This is a genomic window from Nocardioides ginsengisoli (assembly GCF_039537225.1).
Classification (GTDB): domain Bacteria; phylum Actinomycetota; class Actinomycetes; order Propionibacteriales; family Nocardioidaceae; genus Nocardioides; species Nocardioides ginsengisoli.
The window spans coordinates 108,089-122,652 of sequence record NZ_BAABAC010000024.1; the positions used below are offsets into that span (position 1 = coordinate 108,089).

At 71.0% G+C, this 14,564-nt stretch carries 15 protein-coding genes; 3 read left to right on the forward strand and 12 right to left on the reverse strand.

Annotation, left to right across the window (positions count from 1 at the left end; translation table 11 throughout):
• The first annotated feature begins 10 nt into the window (after nt 1-10).
• From AB4880_RS13755 to AB4880_RS13765, 3 genes are read left to right on the forward strand one after another with little or no spacing between them, the layout of a single operon-like run.
• A complete protein-coding gene (locus AB4880_RS13755; protein ID WP_367919781.1) occupies nt 11-589 on the forward strand; it encodes a cob(I)yrinic acid a,c-diamide adenosyltransferase in 579 nt (192 codons plus the stop codon).
• Nucleotides 590-643: 54 nt separating this feature from the next.
• On the forward strand, nt 644-3,859 hold the full coding sequence (locus tag AB4880_RS13760) for a DEAD/DEAH box helicase (protein WP_367919782.1): 3,216 nt from the start codon (nt 644-646) through the stop codon (nt 3,857-3,859).
• A gap of 21 nt (nt 3,860-3,880) precedes the next feature.
• Nucleotides 3,881-4,846 (forward strand): hypothetical protein, encoded by a 966-nt coding sequence (locus AB4880_RS13765; RefSeq protein WP_367919783.1) that lies wholly within the window; start codon nt 3,881-3,883, stop codon nt 4,844-4,846.
• On the opposite strand, the gene AB4880_RS13770 is transcribed toward AB4880_RS13765, so the two are convergent.
• From AB4880_RS13770 to AB4880_RS13825, 12 genes are all read right to left on the reverse strand, one after another.
• On the reverse strand, nt 4,800-6,236 hold the full coding sequence (locus AB4880_RS13770) for an MFS transporter (RefSeq protein ID WP_367919784.1): 1,437 nt from the start codon (nt 6,234-6,236) through the stop codon (nt 4,800-4,802). The genes AB4880_RS13765 and AB4880_RS13770 overlap by 47 nt on opposite strands.
• A gap of 30 nt (nt 6,237-6,266) precedes the next feature.
• Entirely contained in the window at nt 6,267-6,710 is a 444-nt protein-coding gene (locus tag AB4880_RS13775; RefSeq protein WP_367919785.1) for a DUF2550 domain-containing protein, read from the reverse strand.
• Between the two features lie 5 nt (nt 6,711-6,715).
• Nucleotides 6,716-7,120, reverse strand: a complete 405-nt coding sequence (locus AB4880_RS13780; protein ID WP_367919786.1) for a F0F1 ATP synthase subunit epsilon — start codon at nt 7,118-7,120, stop codon at nt 6,716-6,718.
• A gap of 2 nt (nt 7,121-7,122) precedes the next feature.
• Nucleotides 7,123-8,577 (reverse strand): F0F1 ATP synthase subunit beta, encoded by a 1,455-nt coding sequence (atpD, locus tag AB4880_RS13785; protein ID WP_367919787.1) that lies wholly within the window; start codon nt 8,575-8,577, stop codon nt 7,123-7,125.
• Nucleotides 8,578-8,610: 33 nt separating this feature from the next.
• On the reverse strand, nt 8,611-9,543 hold the full coding sequence (locus AB4880_RS13790) for a F0F1 ATP synthase subunit gamma (RefSeq protein WP_367919788.1): 933 nt from the start codon (nt 9,541-9,543) through the stop codon (nt 8,611-8,613).
• Nucleotides 9,544-9,546: 3 nt separating this feature from the next.
• Nucleotides 9,547-11,184: a F0F1 ATP synthase subunit alpha gene (gene atpA, locus AB4880_RS13795; protein WP_367919789.1), complete on the reverse strand. Its 1,638-nt coding sequence runs from the start codon at nt 11,182-11,184 to the stop codon at nt 9,547-9,549.
• Nucleotides 11,185-11,246: 62 nt separating this feature from the next.
• The gene (locus tag AB4880_RS13800; protein WP_367919790.1) at nt 11,247-12,053 is read right to left on the reverse strand and encodes a F0F1 ATP synthase subunit delta; all 807 of its coding nucleotides are present in this window, start codon (nt 12,051-12,053) and stop codon (nt 11,247-11,249) included.
• Nucleotides 12,053-12,607, reverse strand: coding sequence for a F0F1 ATP synthase subunit B (locus AB4880_RS13805; RefSeq protein WP_367919791.1), 555 nt, complete (start codon nt 12,605-12,607; stop codon nt 12,053-12,055). The genes AB4880_RS13800 and AB4880_RS13805 overlap by 1 nt, the downstream gene beginning before the upstream one ends.
• A 42-nt stretch (nt 12,608-12,649) precedes the next feature.
• The gene (atpE, locus tag AB4880_RS13810) at nt 12,650-12,868 is read right to left on the reverse strand and encodes an ATP synthase F0 subunit C (RefSeq protein ID WP_036542107.1); all 219 of its coding nucleotides are present in this window, start codon (nt 12,866-12,868) and stop codon (nt 12,650-12,652) included.
• Nucleotides 12,869-12,939: 71 nt separating this feature from the next.
• Nucleotides 12,940-13,737 carry a F0F1 ATP synthase subunit A gene (gene atpB / locus AB4880_RS13815; protein WP_367919792.1) on the reverse strand — a complete coding sequence of 266 codons (798 nt, stop codon included), beginning with the start codon at nt 13,735-13,737 and terminating at the stop codon, nt 12,940-12,942.
• Nucleotides 13,738-13,753: 16 nt separating this feature from the next.
• Nucleotides 13,754-13,999 carry a hypothetical protein gene (locus tag AB4880_RS13820; protein WP_367919793.1) on the reverse strand — a complete coding sequence of 82 codons (246 nt, stop codon included), beginning with the start codon at nt 13,997-13,999 and terminating at the stop codon, nt 13,754-13,756.
• A 33-nt stretch (nt 14,000-14,032) separates the two neighbouring features.
• On the reverse strand, nt 14,033-14,530 hold the full coding sequence (locus AB4880_RS13825) for a hypothetical protein (protein WP_367919794.1): 498 nt from the start codon (nt 14,528-14,530) through the stop codon (nt 14,033-14,035).
• Between the last annotated feature and the right edge of the window lie 34 nt (nt 14,531-14,564).

A 14,564-nucleotide genomic window follows, 5' to 3' on the forward strand; every position in this document is an offset into this window, starting at 1 on the left:
CTCTGAAGTCATGGTCAACCTCACCCGCATCTACACCCGCACCGGCGACGCCGGGGAGACCCGGCTCGGCGACATGAGCGTGACCACGAAGACCGATCTGCGGCTGCTCGCCTATGCCGACGTCGACGAGGCCAACGCCCACCTCGGCGTCGCGATCGCGACCGGCGGGCTCGAGGACGACGTGGTCGCGATCCTCACCCGGGTGCAGAACGACCTGTTCGACGTGGGCGCCGACCTGTGCACGCCCGTCGTCCCCGACCCGGAGTACCCGCCGCTGCGCATCGAGCAGTCGTACGTCGACCGCCTCGAGCGGTGGTGCGACGAGTACAACGAGCACCTGCCCGCGCTGCGCTCGTTCATCCTCAACGGCGGCACGCCCGGCGCGGCCCACCTGCACGTCGCGCGCACCGTCATCCGGCGCGCCGAGCGGGGCGCGTGGGCGGCGTACGAGGTGCACGGCGCGGTGATGAACAAGATCGCGATCACCTACCTCAACCGGCTCTCCGACCTGGTCTTCATCCTGGCCCGGCACGCCAACCGCGAGCAGGGCGACGTGCTCTGGGTGCCCGGGGGCGAGCGCGGGGAGTGAGACCCTCCGCCGGAAGGTGGTTGCGTCGGGGGTGCATGCCACGATGAGCGGACGATGAACGTCCTCTCGCAGCTCACCGACGACTTCCTGGCGCGGCACTTCGACGCCGGGACGCTCGAGCGAGCCCGCGAGGTCGTCGCGACCGGGCGCGTGCGCCGCCCCGAGATCGGCATGCTGTCGGCCGCGTCGGTCACGGCGACCGCCGAGGTGCAGGGCTCGCGCGAGATCCCCTACCAGGTGCAGCTGCACGCCGAGGCGCCCGCCGAGGGCTACGCCGGCTGGCTGTTCACCGTGTGCAGCTGCCCGGTCCGCTCGGTGTGCAAGCACGGCGCCGCGCTGGCGCTGACCCTGCGTCAGACGTTCACCCAGCCGGCCGGCGAGGCGGCGTGGCGGCGCTCGCTCGAGCGGCTGGTGACCGAGCTCGACAAGCAGCAGCCGGCGCCGGTCGAGGAGGTGCCGCTCGCGCTCGAGATCAGCCTCGAGAAGGGCCGCTCCAGCTATCGCACGGTCGGTCCGGCGCTGCGCATCCGGCCCATGCGGCGCGGCAAGAACAAGCCGTGGATCAAGACCGGCGCCGACTGGAGCGACGTCGGGCTCGGCGGCACCGCCCAGGGCTTCCCGCCGGCGCAGGCCGACGCGGTCTCGGCGCTGCACGCGCTGTGGGCGGGTCACCGCTCCTACTACTACGCGGGCGTGGCACCCTCGCTCGACGAGTTCGGCGAGCACGTCGTCCGCGCACTGCGCCACGCCCGCGACGCCGGCGTCACCCTGCTTCCGGCCCGGCCGCTCACCTCGGTCGAGATCGCCGACGACCCGGCCGAGGTGGTCGCCGAGCTCAGCGACGTCGACGGCAGCACCACGCTGCGCGCGGCCGTGACGCTCGGCGAGCAGACCTGGCGCGGCGAGGACGTGATCCCGGTCGGCTCCCCCACCTCGGTGGTCGGCCTGGTCGACGGCGGCCGGCTGGTCCTCGCGGCGACGAGCGCACCGGTGCCCCCGGCGCTGCGCCACCTGGTCGACGGGCCGCCGATCGTCGTCCCGCCGGCCGATCTGGGCGACTTCCGCACCGCCCTGCCCGGGCTGATGCGCCACCTGTCCGTGCGCACCGACGAGTCGGCGGTCGAGCTGCCCGAGCCGCTCGCGCCGACGCTGGTGCTGACCGTCACCTGGCATACGGCGACCAAGGCCGGGCTGGCATGGACGTGGCAGTACGGCGGCCCCGACGACTCCGACGACTCCGACGACTCCGACGACTCCGGCGGCCAGGTGCGCAGCTGCGCGATCGGCAGCAGCGACCCGCTCGGCGGCGTCCGCGACCGGGCGGCCGAGCGCGAGATCCTGTTCGCGGTGCCGCCCACCCTGCTGCACACCGCCACCGTCACCGACGGCGAGGCGCTGGCGCTCGCCATCCACGAGCTGCCGCACCTGCGCACCCTCGACGGCGTCCGCGTGGTCGAGGAGGAGCGGCCGCACTTCCGCGAGGCCGACGTGGCGCCCGAGATCCGGTTCGAACTGGTCGAGCCCGACGCCGGGGCGACCGACTGGCTCGACCTCGCGGTGACGGTCAGCGTCGACGGCGAGCAGATCCCGCTGCCCGAGGTGCTGGCCGCGCTGACCCTCGACCAGGAGTTCCTGGTGCTGCCGAGCGGGCTCTACGTGACCACCGACCGGCCCGAGTTCGCGCGGCTGCGCGAGGTCGTCGACGCGGCGGCCGAGCTGCGCGAGCGCGACGGCGACACGATCGGCATCGGCCACCACGACCTCGGGCTGTGGGCCCAGCTCGCCGAGACCGGGCTGGTCGACGCCCAGGTGGCCGCCTGGGTCGAGCGCGCGCAGCGGCTCCGCGACCTCACCGACCTCCCCCGGCCCACGCCGCGCGGGCTGGTGACCGAGCTGCGCAGCTACCAGCGCGAGGGCTTCTGGTGGCTGGCGTTCCTGTGGCACAACGGGCTCGGCGGCATCCTGGCCGACGACATGGGCCTCGGCAAGACGCTCCAGGTGCTCGCGCTGATCTCGCACGCGCGCGCCGAGCGACCCACCGACGCGCCCTTCCTCGTCGTCGCGCCCACCAGCGTGGTCACCGCCTGGGCGGCCGAGGCCGGTCGGCACGCTCCGGGGCTGCGCGTGGGCGTCTCCGCCCGCCGTACCGACGACGTGGCGGCGCTCGCGCGCGACAACGACGTCGTGGTGACCACCTACACGCTGCTCCGGCTCGCCCACGAGGCCTATGCCGAGGTGACGTGGTCGGGGGTGGTGCTCGACGAGGCGCAGCAGGCCAAGAACCACCAGAGCAAGACCTACCAGGCGGTGCGCACGATCGACGCGCCGTTCAAGCTCGCCGTCACCGGCACGCCCTTCGAGAACCGGCTGATGGAGCTGTGGTCGCTGCTGTCGATCACGGTCCCCGGGCTCTACCCGTGGCCGCGGCACTTCGCCGACCGCGTCGTCCGGCCGGTCGAGCGCGACGCCGACGTCGCCGTCCTGGACCGGTTCCGGGCGCGGATCAAGCCGTTCCTGCTGCGCCGTACCAAGGAGCTGGTGGCCGACGACCTGCCGCCGAAGCAGGAGCAGGTCCTCGAGGTCGACCTGGACCCCAAGCACCGCAAGATCTACGACACCCACCTGGCCAAGGAACGGCAGCGGATCCTCGGCCTGGTCGACGACTTCGACCGCAACCGGGTCGCCATCTTCAGCGCGCTCACCAAGCTGCGCCAGCTCGCCCTCGACCCCGCGCTCGTCGACGCCGAGCACGACAAGGTGGGCTCGGCCAAGCTCGACGTCCTGGTCGACCACCTGGCCGAGATCACCGCCGAAGGCCACCGCGCGCTCGTGTTCAGCCAGTTCACCTCCTTCCTGGGCCGGGTCCGCAACCGACTCGAGCACGCGGGCATCGCCACGACCTACCTCGACGGCGCGACGCGCGACCGCGGCGCCGTCATCGACGAGTTCCGCTCGGGCGCCGCGCCCGTCTTCCTCATCTCGCTCAAGGCCGGCGGCGTCGGCCTCACCCTCACCGAGGCCGACTACGTCTTCGTCCTCGACCCGTGGTGGAACCCCGCCGCCGAGGCCCAGGCCGTCGACCGCGCCCACCGCATCGGCCAGACCGCCCACGTCCACGTCTACCGCCTCGTCGCCACCGACACGATCGAGGAGAAGGTGATGGAGCTCAAGGCGCGCAAGGCCGAGCTGTTCGCCCAGGTCATCGACGGCGACGGGGCGATGAGCACGTCGATCGGGGCCGACGACATCCGGGGGCTGTTCGCCGACTGACGCAGCCGCCATGCTTGCGCCATGACGCGAGCGCCCCGCCTCCTCCTCGCCCTGGTCGTCTCGCTCGGAGGGGTAGTCGCTCTCGCGGGGCCGGCCGCCGCGGCGACGCCTTCGCTGGCGATCACCTCCGGGCCGTACGCGCCCGATCAGACCGTCGGCATGCTCGGCAGCGGCTGCCCCGCCGGCGCGCCCGTCTCGATCGACATCTGGGACACCGCCAAGCCCGGCAGCCACGTGAACCTCGACCACGCGACCGACGCGTCGGGGTCGGGCACCTTCGGCTACGCGTTCGACCTCGACAACCGCTTCGACCGCGGCGCACAGGTGGGCTTCTTCTTCTCCTGCACCCCGACCGTCGACTGGTCGGCCGGGGCCTCGCTCGTCGCCGATCCGAAGTACGGCTGGATCTCCCTTCCCGACCCGCAGGTCGCGATCGACCTGCCGTCCGGGACGGCGTACGGCTCCGTCCACGAGGTCGTGGTGCGCACCGACAGCGTCCTCGGCGGCGCGACGCTGACCGTCGACGACGACACGGTCACCGCGCGAGCAGACAGCGTCTACGGCTGGTGGATCTACGACCTGCCCGCGTCACTCGGCGTCGGCGCGCACCATGTCCACGCCACCTGGGACCCTGCGGAGCCCTCCGCCCCGACCGTCTCCACCGACGCCACGCTCCAGGTCACCCGGGCCCGCCCGAGCGTCGTCCTCGTTCCCGTCAGGCGCGCCGTGGCGCGTGCCAAGGCGCTCCGGGTCCGGATCGGGTTGACGGTCGCGGGAACCGCTCCGCGTACGGGGACGGTGGTCCTCAAGGACGGCCGGAAGGTCCTGGCCCGGGTGGCGCTCCGCGTCGGCGATGGCGGCAGCCGCGTCGTGAAGGTGCGGCTCGGCACGCGCATCGGCAAGCACCGGCTGGTGGCGGTCTACCGCGGCAGCGCCGTCCTCACGGGTGCGCGCTCCGCCCCGGCGGTGGTGCGGGTACGGCGCTGAGCCGGCCGGGGTTGCGGATCAGCGCGAACGACAGCACCCCTCCCCCGACCAGCAGCACCGCGCACCACAGCATCGCCGCGTGGTAGCCCGCGCTGAAGGCCGAGGCGAGCGCATAGTCCTCGCCCGACAGCCCGACCACGAGGGGCAAGGCGGCGACCGCGATCAGCGAGCCGGCGCGGGCGACGGCGTTGTTGACGCCGGAGGCGACGCCGGCGTGCTCCGCCGGCGCCGCGGCCAAGACGGCGGCCGTGAGCGGCGCGACGAGGGCCGCGAGGCCCAGGCCGAAGACGGTGAGCGGGATCGCGACGTCGGTCCAGTAGTTCAGGTCGGCTCCGACGCGCGACAGCAGCAGGGCGCCGACGGCGCAGAGGAGCGGGCCGACGGTCATCGGGAGGCGGGGGCCGATCCGGCCGGCGAGAGCTCCCCCGCGCCCGGCGAGCAGCAGCATGATGACGGTGATCGGCAGCGTGGCCAGGCCCGCCCGGAGGGCGCCGAAGCCGGAGACGGTCTGCAGCTGCAGCACGAGGAAGAACAGCACGCCGCCGAGCGCGGCGTACGTCAGCAGGGTCATGGCGTTGGCCGCCGAGAACTGCCGGGACGTGAACAGCGACGGCGGCAGCATCGGGTTCCGGCTGCGCCGCTCGTGCACCAGGAAGGCGACCGCGGCGATCACGCCCACCATGGCGGCGGGCAGCGCGGCCGCGGGCGTCGTCCGCCACTCGATGAGCGCATAGGTCACGCCGCCGAGGCCGAGCGCGCCTAGCAGGGCGCCCAGCACGTCGAAGCCGCGGACCACGCTCGGGTCACGCGTCTCCGGTACGGCGCGCGCGGCGGCCAGCGTCAGCACCGCCACCGGCAGGTTGATGAGGAACACCCAGCGCCAGCTCACCGACTGCACCAGCCAGCCGCCGACGAAGGGCCCGATCGCGGTGGCGATCCCGCCCAGCCCCGACCAGGCGCCGATCGCGCGTCCTCGGTCGGACTCGGCGAAGGTCCCCTGGATCATCGCCAGGCTGCCCGGGACCAGCATCGCGGCGGCGACGCCCTGCAGGATCCGTCCGGCGATGAGGACCGGCGCGGTCGGGGCGAGGCCGCAGGCGGCGGACATCACGGCGAAGCCGAGCACGCCGAGCATGAAGATCCGGCGCCGCCCGAAGCGGTCGCCGAGCGAGCCGCCGACCAGGGTCAGCGAGGCGAGGCTGAGCAGATAGCCGTTCGAGACCCACTGCAGCTCGCCGAGGCTGGCGTCGAGCTCCTTGCCGATCTGGTGCAGGGCGACGTTGACGACGGTGCTGTCGAGCAGCGCCATCGACGAGCCGAGAACGGCGGCGGCCAGGACGACGCGCGCCGTGCGCGAGCCGAAGGTGACCTCGGCGCAGGTCGGCTCCACGGCGCTCCTCTCGCCAACGTCGAGGCCAGCCTAGCGTCGGTTCCAGTCGGTGCCCGGCGGCATCGCCTCGAGCCAGGACTGGAAGCCGGTCAGCGAGGAGACGCTCATCGCCAGCTCGACCGGCCCCGTGGGCGACTGGCACTGGATGACCAGGTGGTCGGGGTAGAGCGACGCCTGCTCGGTGCCGAGCGGCTGCCGGCGGCCGTCGTAGACGAGCTCGTCACGGCGCCAGACGCGCTTGGGCCGCGGTGACAGCGTGAACACGCGGAACCACTCCAGCCGCTCGCCGGAGTATCGGCCCAGGCCCAGCATCCAGCCGCGCTCCGGGGTGTCCATCCGGTAGCGGTGGCTCAGCTCGAAGGTGCCACCGTCCCGGGAGAGCAGACGGCGCCGGACGATGAGTCCGGCGCCGTACAGCACACACACGAGCAGGAGGGAGCCACAGATGTCGAGCAGCCACTCCCACCATGCCATTCGTACTACGAGACCTTCTCTGCCGCGCGGATGCGCGCCTCGGCGTGACGCACGCGCTGCTCCGCCTCGTTGCTCGAGTCGAGCAGGCGGCGGGCCTCCTCGAGGTCGACGCGAGCCTGGTCGACCTCGATGTCCTCGGCCCGCTCGACGCGCTCGGCGAGGATCGAGACCCGGTCGTTCGCCACCGACAGGAAGCCCCCGTCGACGGCGGCGACCACGAGCTGGTTGGTGCCCGCGACCTGGATCTCGATCACCGAGGGCGTCAGCAGCGACAGCGTCGGCGCGTGGCCGCGCAGCACGCCGATGTCGCCCTCGAGCGTGCGCGCGATGATCATCGCCGCCTCCCCGGACCACACGGTCCGGTCGGCAGCGACGAGCTCCACGTGCAGGTGCTCCACCTGGTCAGCCATGATCAGAGGCTCTTCTGGATCTCGGCCCAGTTGCGCTCGACGTCGTCGAGACCACCGCACATGAAGAAGGCCTGCTCGGCGACGTGGTCGTACTCACCGTCGGCGATCTTGTTGAACGCCTCGATGGTCTCGGCCAGCGGAACGGTCGAGCCCTCGATGCCGGTGAACTGCTTGGCGACGTAGGTGTTCTGCGACAGGAACCGCTGGATACGACGGGCGCGGGAGACGATGATCTTGTCTTCCTCGGAGAGCTCGTCGACACCGAGGATCGCGATGATGTCCTGGAGCTCCTTGTTGCGCTGCAGGATCTGCTTGATCCGGACCGCGCAGTCGTAGTGCGCCTGACCGATGTACTGCGGGTCGAGGATCCGCGAGGTCGAGGTCAGCGGGTCGACGGCCGGGTAGATACCCAGCGACGCGATCTCACGGGAGAGCTCGGTCGTCGCGTCGAGGTGCGCGAAGGTCGCGGCCGGCGCCGGGTCGGTGTAGTCGTCGGCGGGGACGTAGATCGCCTGCATCGAGGTGATCGAGCGACCGCGGGTCGAGGTGATGCGCTCCTGCAGGGTGCCCATCTCGTCGGCCAGGTTGGGCTGGTAGCCCACCGCGGACGGCATCCGGCCGAGCAGGGTCGACACCTCGGAGCCCGCCTGGGTGAACCGGAAGATGTTGTCGATGAACAGCAGCACGTCCTGGCCCTGGACGTCGCGGAAGTACTCCGCCATGGTCAGGGCGGAGAGCGCGACGCGCAGACGCGTGCCCGGCGGCTCGTCCATCTGGCCGAAGACCAGGGCGACCTTGTCGAAGACGCCGGCCTCCTGCATCTCGACGATCAGGTCGTTGCCCTCACGGGTGCGCTCGCCGACACCGGCGAACACCGACACACCACCGTGGTTCTTGGCGACACGCGCGATCATCTCCTGGATGAGCACGGTCTTGCCGACGCCGGCGCCACCGAACAGACCGATCTTTCCACCGGTCACGTACGGCGCGAGCAGGTCGATGACCTTGATGCCGGTCTCGAACATCTGGGTCTTCGACTCCAACTGGTCGAAGGCCGGCGCCTTGCGGTGGATGCCCCAGCGCTCGTTGACCTCGACGCTCTCGCCCTCGGCGAGGTTGAGGAAGTCGCCGGTGGCGTTGAAGACCTTGCCGAGGGTCACGTCGCCGACGGGCACCGTGATCGGGCTGCCGGTGTCGGCGACCGACTGGCCGCGGACCAGGCCGTCGGTGGGCTTCAGCGAGATGGCGCGGACCATGCCGTCGCCGATGTGCTGGGCCACCTCGAGCGGCAGGACCGTGGTCTCGCCGTCGAGGGTGATCTCGGCCTCGAGCTTGTTGTAGATCTCGGGCATGGCGTCGGTCGGGAACTCGATGTCGACGACCGGGCCGATGACCCGCGCGATCCGACCCACCGAGGCCGCACCGCTGGCGGTGGTCTCTTCAACCGTTGCAGTCATGTCTTACTCCGTTTGGTGTTTTCTCTGGTGGGGTCAGTCGTTCGCAGCCTGGGCGTCGGCCAGCGCGTTGACGCCACCGACGATCTCGCTGATCTCCTGGGTGATGCCCGCCTGGCGCGCCTGGTTGGCGATCCGGGTGAGCTTCTTGATCAGCTCCTCCGCATTGTCCGTCGCGGCCTTCATCGCCTTCTGGCGCGCGGCGAGCTCGGAGGCCGCCGCCTGCAGCAGGCTGTAGAAGATCCGGCTCTGGACGTACTGCGGGAGCAGCCCGTCGAGAACCTGCGCGGCGGAGGGCTCGAACTCGTAGAGCGGCAGCAGCTCGTCGGCCGCCGGCGCCTCCTCGCCCTCGACGACCTCGAGCGGCAGCAGCCGGATCGCGGTCGGCTCCTGGGTGAGCATCGAGCGGAAGCGGGTGTAGACCACGTGGACCTCGTCGACAGCAGTACCGGCGCCGTCCTCGCCCTGCGCTCCCTCCTCAGCCAGGAAGGCCTCGATGAGCGCCGCACCGATCTCGGCCGCCTTGTCGTAGGTCGGCTGGTCCGAGAAGCCGGTCCAGGCCTGGACGTAGGGGCGGCCGCGGAACTTGAAGTACGCCTCGGCCTTGCGACCCGCGAGGTAGAAGTCGAGCTCCTTGCCCTCGGCGCGGAGCCGCTCGGTGAGCCGCTCGGCCTCCTTGATGACGCTCGAGGAGTAGGCGCCGGCGAGACCGCGGTCGCTGGTGATGACCAGGACGGCGGCGCGCTTGGGGTTCTCCTGCTCCCGCGTCAGCGGGTGGTCGACGTTCGAGAACGTCGCCACCGCCGACACGGCACGGGTCAGCTCACGAGCGTACGGCGCTGCCGCCGTGGCCCGCTGCTGCGCCTTGATGATCCGGGACGCAGCGATGAGCTCCATGGCGCGCGTGATCTTCTTCATCGACTCGGTCGATCTGATCCGCGCGCGGTACTCACGCAGCGATACGGCCATGTGTCAGCCCCGCTTCTGCTTGACGATCTGCTCCTGCTCGAGCTCGTCGTCGCCCAGCGCCTCGGCCTCGGGCTCGTGCCCGACCTTGATGCTGCCGCCCTCGGAGGTCTCGAACTGGCTCAGGAAGGACTCGTAGGCGGCGACCAGGCCGGCCTCGTCCTCGAACTTCTGCGTCTCGCGGATCGCGGCCAGCAGGCCCTCGTGCGAGCGGCGCAGGTAGTCGAGGAACTCGCCCTCGAAGCGGAGCACGTCACCGGTGGCGACGGCGTCGAGGCGACCCGACGTACCGAGCCACAGCGAGACGGTCATCTCCTCGAGCGGGTACGGCGAGTAGGCCGGCTGCTTGAGGAGCGCCATCAGCCGCTGGCCGCGGGCCAGCTGCTGCTTCGACGCGGCGTCGAGGTCGGAGGCGAACATGGCGAACGCCTCCATCGCGCGGTACTGCGCGAGGTCGACCTTGAGCGAGCCGGTGACGGCCTTCATCGCCTTGGTCATCGCGGCGCCACCGACGCGCGAGACCGAGATGCCGACGTCGATCGCGGGACGCTGGTTGGCCGCGAACAGGTCCGACTGCAGGAAGATCTGGCCGTCGGTGATCGAGATGACGTTGGTCGGGATGAACGCCGAGACGTCGTTGGCCTTGGTCTCGATGATCGGCAGACCGGTCATCGAGCCGGCGCCGAGCTCGTCGGACAGCTTCGCGCAACGCTCCAGCAGGCGGGAGTGCAGGTAGAAGACGTCACCCGGGTAGGCCTCGCGGCCCGGCGGACGACGCAGCAGCAGCGACACGGCGCGGTAGGCCTCGGCCTGCTTGGTCAGGTCGTCGAACACGATGAGGACGTGCTTGCCGTCGTACATCCAGTGCTGGCCGATGGCCGAGCCGGTGTAGGGGGCGAGGTACTTGAAGCCCGCGCTGTCGGACGCCGGAGCCGCCACGATGGTGGTGTACTCCAGGGCGCCGGCCTCCTCGAGGGCGCCACGCACGGAGGCGATGGTCGAGCCCTTCTGGCCGACGGCGACGTAGATGCAGCGGACCTGCTTCGACGGGTCGCCCGACTCCCAGTTCTGCTTCTGGTTGATGATCGTGTCGATCGCGACCGTGGTCTTGCCGGTGGCGCGGTCGCCGATGATCAGCTGACGCTGGCCACGGCCGATCGGGGTCATCGAGTCGATGGCCTTGATGCCGGTGGCGAGGGGCTCGTGGACCGACTTGCGGGCCATGACGCCGGGCGCCTGGAGCTCGAGGGCGCGGCGGCCCTCGGTCGCGATCTCGCCGAGACCGTCGATCGGCTTGCCGAGCGGGTCGACCACGCGGCCGAGGTAGCCCTCGCCGACGGGGACCGAGAGGATCTCGCCGGTACGGCGGACCGTCTGGCCCTCCTCGATCTTGTCGAAGTCACCGAGGATGACGACACCGATCTCGCGGTCCTCGAGGTTCAGCGCGATGCCGAGCGTGCCGTCCTCGAACTCGAGGAGCTCGTTGGCCATGGCCGACGGAAGGCCGCTGACGCGGGCGATGCCGTCGCCGGCGGAGGCGACGGTGCCGACCTCCTCCTTGCTGGCGGCCGCGGGCTGGTAGTCAGCGACGTACTTGGCGAGGGCGTCGCGGATCTCGTCCGGACGGATGGAGAGTTCCGTCATCTCTGGTGCCTTCTCTCTTCTTCTGCTGCTCTGAAGTCAGTGGGGTGTCGAAACCGGGCGGTTCAGCCGGCGATCTTGCGGCGGGCGTCGTCGAGGCGGGCCGAGACGGTGCCGTCGATGACGTCGTCGCCGATCTCGACCCGGAGGCCGCCGACGACGGCGGGGTCGACGACGATGTTCAGGTGGACCGGGCGGCCGTACTGGCGGGTCAGCGCCGACGTGAGCCGCTGCTGCGTGGCCTCGTCGAGCGGACGCGCGGAGTGCACCGTCGCGACCCCCTCGCCGTTGACCTGCGCGGCGGTGCGCTCGTAGTCCTCCAGCGCCGCGGTGACGGTGCGGTGGGACCCGGCGAGCGCCTGGCGGACCAGGAGCACGGTGGCGGCGAGGACCTTGCCCGAGAGCAGGCTCTCCACCAGGCCCGACTTGTCGGCCGCGGAGCGGGCCGGGTCGGACAGGGCGTTGCGCAGGTCGGTGTTGCCGTCGACCAGCCGACGGACCCCGAAGAGCTCGTCGACCAGCGTCGCGGCCTGCAGACCCACCGAGCGGACCGCGGCGACGACGCCGAGCTGCTCGAGAGCGTCGGCGAGGTCGCGGGGCTTGGTCCAGCGCTGACCGGCCGCCGCGGCGACCAGGTCGAGCGCGGCCGGGTCGATCTTGCCGGCGAAGACGTCACGGACGACGCCCGTGCGCGCCTCCACGGCCACCGACTGGTCGATGGCGAAGCGGCGCAGCGAGCCCTCGGAGCGGAAGCTGCCGGCCGCGGCGAAGAGGTTCTCGGCCACCGTGGCGGCCGAGCCCTCGGCCACCCCACCGACCCGGTCGGTGAGGTGGGCCATGGCCTCGGCGGAGGCGCCGCGGAAGGACACCATCAGGCGTCCCCGGCCGCGGAGGCGTCCGCCGTCTCCAGCTCGGCGAGGAAGCGCTCGACGACGCGAGCCTGACGCTCGTCGTCCTCCAGCGACTCACCGACGATGCGGCCGGCGAGACCGGTCGCGAGGGTGCCGACCTCGGCACGGAGCGAGGTGACCGCCTGCTGGCGCTCGGCCTCGATCTGCGCCTTGCCGTGCTCGATGATGCGGGCGGACTCGGCGTTGGCCTGCTCGCGCAGCTCGGCGATGATCGCGGCACCCTGCTCGCGAGCCTCCTCGCGGATGCGAGCGGCCTCGTGCCGGGCGTCCGCCAGCTGCTGCTCGAGCTCGGCGAGCTTGGCGTCCGCCTCGGCCTGCTTGGTCGCAGCCGCGGCGATGCCGCCCTCGATCGCCTGTGAACGCTCGGCGAACGTCTTCTCGAAGTTCGGAACGACGAACTTCTTGATGGCGAAGAAGAGAATGCCGAACACCACGAGCGCGAGGATGACCTCGATCCACTCAGGGATGAGTGGGTTGTGCTCTTCCGCGGCTGCGGCGATCAAGAGTGACTTCATGGACCTGACCTAGATCTCGTACTGACAGGCGGAGGGTTCGGCTCAGGTGTTGGAAGCCTTGAGGACGAACGCCAGGGCGATGCCGATGATGGCCAGCGCCTCGGCGAGGGCGAAGCCGAGGATCGCGATCGACTGGAGGCGGCTCTGCGCCTCGGGCTGGCGGGCAACGCCGTTGATGTACGCGGCGAAGATGAGACCGATGCCGATACCCGGGCCGATGGCGGCCAGGCCGTAACCGATCATGTTGAGAGAGCCACCCATGGCTACTTTCCTTCCGGTTGTTTTCTCGTGCGAGAACTGTGGGGTTGTGGTGCGGTGATCGCCGGAGCGAATCAGTGCTCGTCGGCGAGCGCGCCCTGGATGTACATGGCGTTCAGCAGGACGAAGACGTAGGCCTGCAGCACCTGGACCAGGATCTCCAGGAAGCTGACCGCGATGGCCAGCACCCAGGCGACCGGACCGGCCACGTAGCCGATGCCGCCGACGTGCTCGATGAGGTACAGGCCACCGGTCGAGAAGAGGACCAGCAGGATGTGACCCGCGAACAGGTTGGCGAACAGACGCAGGGCGAGCGTGACCGGGCGGACCAGGATGTTGGAGAAGAACTCCAGCGGCACCAGCAGCGGGTACATCACCGGGCTGACGCCGGAGGGGACGCTCTGCAGCTTGAGGTAGCCGATCAGTCCGTGCTTGGAGACGCCGACGCCGTTGTAGACCAGCCACGACAGTCCGGCCAGCGCGTAGGCCATGCCCGCGCGGCTGAACGTCGGGAACTGGATGAACGGGATGGACCCGAACAGGTTGTTGACCAGGATGAAGAAGAAGACGGTCACCAGGTAGGGCACGAACTTCTGGAAGTCGTGGCTGCCGATGATGTCGCGGGCGACCGAGTTGCGGACGAAGCCGTAGGCGCCCTCGCCGGCGAACTGCAGCTTGCCGGGGACCAGCGCGCGCTTGCGCGAGGCGAGGTAGAAGAACCCGAAGACAAGGATGCCCGCGAGGAACAGCAGCACCATCGGCTTGGTGACGTCGGTGCCGGCGATGCCGGGGAGCTCGAAGATGCTCGGGCCCGGGGCGTTGTACGCGTCGCCGCCCTCGGCGGCGATGGTGGCGCTGGCTGCGGTGATCACCAGGTCTCCTCTGCGGTCACTGCTCGTCTGTATGTTCGGACTTCGGGCTGTCGGGGGGATCCGGTGGCGCCATGCGGAATCGCGCGGCGGTCAGGTAGATCCCCATGCCGGCGCCCACGAGGATGCCGACCGCAACGAGGAACGTGGTGCCCAGCCAGCGGTCCGCGAGCCATCCCAGAAGTCCGTAGAAAGCGACCCCCGCGACGACATAGCCGAACGCATGCCAGGGATCGCCCTTGGGCTTCTCCTCGGGCTGACTCATTGCGCCCCGGACAATAGCAGCAGGCTCCGGTCATCACGCACCCGCCTCCGAGGCATCGCCAACAGGCTGCTCCGAGGGCTCCTCCGAGGCGGCCGCGGGGGCCTGCTCGGGGCGCGGCTCGAAGGCCGGGATGCGGGCGGTGGTGGCCATCCGGATCTGCACGGCCATCCACACGAAGGCGCCCGCGATGATCGCGATGCCGACCCAGGTGCTGTCGAGGGTGCCGTCGTCGAGCAGGCCCGAGGTGTTGAGCGCGACGAACACCAGCGCCATCGCCGCCACCTGGAAGGTGTAGGTGACCAGCGCGAACAGCAGCGAGGCGGCCGGCATCAGCCGGGCCACGGCGTCGACGGCGAAGGCGCCGAAGGCGAAGACCGCGACCGCGATCACTCCCCCGACGGCGGCGCCGGCGGCGCCCGAGGAGCCGGCCGCGAGGCCTCCGACGACGGTGCCGGCCACCGCGGTGATCACGGACGCAACGGCCGCACGGCTCACCACGGAGGGTGCGGTCCGGGTCGCGGTCGTCATCATCGGCGGCCGTTCTGCTCGTCGTAAAGGCGGGCGT

What these genes read in the sequence shown, in the direction of transcription:
- AB4880_RS13755 (WP_367919781.1), top strand. Translation starts at nt 11, where the DNA reads ATGGTCAACCTCACCCGCATCTACACCCGCACCGGCGACGCCGGGGAG.
- AB4880_RS13760 (WP_367919782.1), top strand. Translation starts at nt 644, where the DNA reads ATGAACGTCCTCTCGCAGCTCACCGACGACTTCCTGGCGCGGCACTTC.
- AB4880_RS13765 (WP_367919783.1), top strand. Translation starts at nt 3,881, where the DNA reads ATGACGCGAGCGCCCCGCCTCCTCCTCGCCCTGGTCGTCTCGCTCGGA.
- AB4880_RS13775 (WP_367919785.1), bottom strand. Translation starts at nt 6,710, where the DNA reads ATGGCATGGTGGGAGTGGCTGCTCGACATCTGTGGCTCCCTCCTGCTC.
- AB4880_RS13780 (WP_367919786.1), bottom strand. Translation starts at nt 7,120, where the DNA reads ATGGCTGACCAGGTGGAGCACCTGCACGTGGAGCTCGTCGCTGCCGAC.
- atpD (WP_367919787.1), bottom strand. Translation starts at nt 8,577, where the DNA reads ATGACTGCAACGGTTGAAGAGACCACCGCCAGCGGTGCGGCCTCGGTG.
- AB4880_RS13790 (WP_367919788.1), bottom strand. Translation starts at nt 9,543, where the DNA reads ATGGCCGTATCGCTGCGTGAGTACCGCGCGCGGATCAGATCGACCGAG.
- atpA (WP_367919789.1), bottom strand. Translation starts at nt 11,184, where the DNA reads ATGACGGAACTCTCCATCCGTCCGGACGAGATCCGCGACGCCCTCGCC.
- AB4880_RS13800 (WP_367919790.1), bottom strand. Translation starts at nt 12,053, where the DNA reads ATGGTGTCCTTCCGCGGCGCCTCCGCCGAGGCCATGGCCCACCTCACC.
- AB4880_RS13805 (WP_367919791.1), bottom strand. Translation starts at nt 12,607, where the DNA reads ATGAAGTCACTCTTGATCGCCGCAGCCGCGGAAGAGCACAACCCACTC.
- atpE (WP_036542107.1), bottom strand. Translation starts at nt 12,868, where the DNA reads ATGGGTGGCTCTCTCAACATGATCGGTTACGGCCTGGCCGCCATCGGC.
- AB4880_RS13820 (WP_367919793.1), bottom strand. Translation starts at nt 13,999, where the DNA reads ATGAGTCAGCCCGAGGAGAAGCCCAAGGGCGATCCCTGGCATGCGTTC.
- AB4880_RS13825 (WP_367919794.1), bottom strand. Translation starts at nt 14,530, where the DNA reads ATGATGACGACCGCGACCCGGACCGCACCCTCCGTGGTGAGCCGTGCG.